At 58.8% G+C, this 2,427-nt stretch carries 3 protein-coding genes; 2 read left to right on the top strand and 1 reads right to left on the bottom strand.

What is annotated here, in order from left to right; translation table 11 throughout:
* Nucleotides 1-2: 2 nt before the first annotated feature.
* The gene (gene hpaR, locus ACR0BZ_RS19775; protein ID WP_480521553.1) at nucleotides 3-443 is read right to left on the bottom strand and encodes a homoprotocatechuate degradation operon regulator HpaR; all 441 of its coding nucleotides are present in this window, start codon (nucleotides 441-443) and stop codon (nucleotides 3-5) included.
* A gap of 107 nt (nucleotides 444-550) precedes the next feature.
* On the opposite strand from hpaR, the gene ACR0BZ_RS19770 reads away from it, so the two are divergent.
* Together ACR0BZ_RS19770 and hpaE are read left to right on the top strand one after the other, a co-directional pair.
* Nucleotides 551-949 (top strand): 5-carboxymethyl-2-hydroxymuconate Delta-isomerase, encoded by a 399-nt coding sequence (locus ACR0BZ_RS19770; RefSeq protein ID WP_267365252.1) that lies wholly within the window; start codon nucleotides 551-553, stop codon nucleotides 947-949.
* Nucleotides 950-952: 3 nt separating this feature from the next.
* Nucleotides 953-2,427 (top strand): 5-carboxymethyl-2-hydroxymuconate semialdehyde dehydrogenase (hpaE, locus tag ACR0BZ_RS19765; protein ID WP_480921072.1); only part of this gene is annotated, 1,475 nt, incomplete at its 3' end.

Raw genomic sequence — 2,427 nt, 5'->3', positions numbered from 1 at the left:
GGTCAGACTTTGACGGCTTGGAGTTCTTCGAGCAGGTCGAGGAGTTGGTTGAGTTTTTCTTGTCCCATTTGTTTTTCGATACTTTGGTAGATCTGCAGAGAGGTTCCGAGGTTTTCGGCGAGGATGTTTCGTCCTTCGTTTGTGATCTTCACCATTGTGCGTCGTTTGTCATGGCTGTCCTGGCGGCGTGATATTTGGCCTTCGGCTTCCATCGTGCGCAGGATGCGGGTGAGGCTTGGCAACAACAGGCAGGCCTCTTTGGCGATTGAGCTTTGCTCCACTTCACCCAGCTCGTCCAGCACGCGCAGGATGCGCCATTTCTGCTCGGTCAGTTGTATCCCCTGCAGCATGTCCCGGATGGGGGCCATGACGGTTTCGCGTGCGCGCAGCAAGGCAATCGGTAGGGCGCGCGAGGTGTTCTTGGTGTGGCTTTGTTCACTCATGGCAGTCTTGTAATTCGCGGAGTCAAAAGATGCAAAGATTAACAAAGCAAGTTCTTGACAGTGGGGGTTCCAATTTACTAAACATGTTTACCATTTGAGGGGAGCACATGCCACATTTTCACGTCGAATATTCCGGCAATCTGGAAGACAGGATCGATATGAGTGGCTTGTGCGAATGCATCCGGGCCACGGCTGCCGGGATCAAGACATTCCCCCTGCCCGGTATTCGTGTCCGGGCCACGCGGGTCGATCACTATGCCATCGCGGACGGCAATCCGGCGCATGGGTTTATCGATATCTCGATCCGCCTGCGCGCTGGCCGGGCTGCGGATGTCAAACGGGACGCCACGCAGCGCATTTTCGAGGCGGTTGAGGCCTATCTGTCCCCCGCCTTCGCCGGACATTCCATCGCGCTCTCGCTTGAGATGCGTGACATTGACCCAGACCTTTCGCCCAAGACCGGCACGATCCGGGACCATTTGGGCGCGACCAACCAGGAGACCTGATCCATGAGCGCACTGGATACGAACATCGAGAAGCTGGCGGGCTTTCTGGCGCGGTTTAAGGAGACCGGCATCAAGAACCGGATCGCGGGCGAAGATCGCGACGGTTCCGCAGGGGTGTTCCAATCCACATCTCCGGTTGACAGGTCGGTGATCTGCGATGTCGCCCATGGCACTGCCGATGATATCGACGCTGCCGCCAATGCCGCTCATGTCGCATTTGCCGATTGGCGCGACATGCCTGCCACCGAGCGGCGCCGCATCTTGCTGAACGTTGCCGATGCGATCGAGGCCCGTGCCGAGGAAATTGCGCTGTGTGAATGCTGGGACACAGGCCAGACCCTGCGCTTTATGTCCAAGGCCGCGCTGCGGGGGGCCGAGAACTTCCGGTATTTCGCGGATCAGGTGATACAGGCGCGGGACGGTCAGCATCTTAAGTCGCAGACCCTGATGAACATCACCACGCGCGTTCCGATTGGTCCGGTGGGGGTGATCACGCCGTGGAACACGCCGTTCATGCTGTCGACATGGAAGATCGCACCTGCTTTGGCTGCCGGGTGCACTGTGGTTCACAAACCGGCCGAAGATTCTCCGCTGTCCGCTCGCCTGCTGGTGGAGATCGCCGAAGAGGCCGGGCTGCCCAAGGGGGCGCTGAACACCGTGAACGGGTTCGGCCCCGATGCGGGTAAGGCGTTGACGGAGCATCCGTTGATCAAGGCGATCGCCTTTGTCGGTGAAAGCCGCACCGGCAGCATCATCACCAAACAAGGTGCCGATACGCTCAAGCGGATGCATCTGGAACTGGGCGGCAAGAACCCGGTTGTTGTGTTCGACGACGCCGATCTCGACCGGGCGCTGGATGCGGTGATCTTCATGATCTACTCGATCAATGGCGAGCGCTGCACGTCATCCTCGCGCCTGCTGGTGCAGGACACCATCAAGGACGCGTTCGAGGCAAAGCTGATCGAACGGGTCAACACCATCAAGGTCGGCCATCCGCTGGATCCTGCGACCGAGATCGGGCCACTGGTGACCGAGGAGCATTATAACAAAGTGACTTCCTATTTTGACATCGCCAAAGAAGACGGTGCGACTGTCGCCGCCGGGGGTGTCAAGGTGGGCGACACAGGGTATTTCATTCGCCCAACCCTGTTTACCGATGCCAATAACCAGATGCGTATCGCGCGCGAAGAGATATTCGGCCCGGTTCTGACCTCGATCCCGTTCTCGACCGAGGACGAGGCGCTGCAGATTGCCAACGACACACCATACGGTCTGACCGGCTATGTCTGGACCAATGACCTGACCCGCGCCTTGCGGTTCACCGACAAACTTGAAGCCGGGATGATCTGGGTGAACTCGGAAAACGTCCGCCACCTGCCCACCCCGTTCGGCGGCGTCAAGGCATCCGGTATCGGCCGCGACGGCGGCAACTGGAGCTTCGAGTTCTACATGGAACAAAAACACGTCGGCTTCGCAAC

It is taken from the genome of Ruegeria sp. P8, from assembly GCF_056534665.1.
Note: the sequence above shows the minus strand (reverse complement) of the source record. Positions and strands in the feature narration are given on the sequence as shown.

Coding starts and splice junctions, on each gene's coding strand:
- ACR0BZ_RS19770 (WP_267365252.1), top strand. CDS start 551: ATGCCACATTTTCACGTCGAATATTCCGGCAATCTGGAAGACAGGATC.
- hpaR (WP_480521553.1), bottom strand. CDS start 443: ATGAGTGAACAAAGCCACACCAAGAACACCTCGCGCGCCCTACCGATT.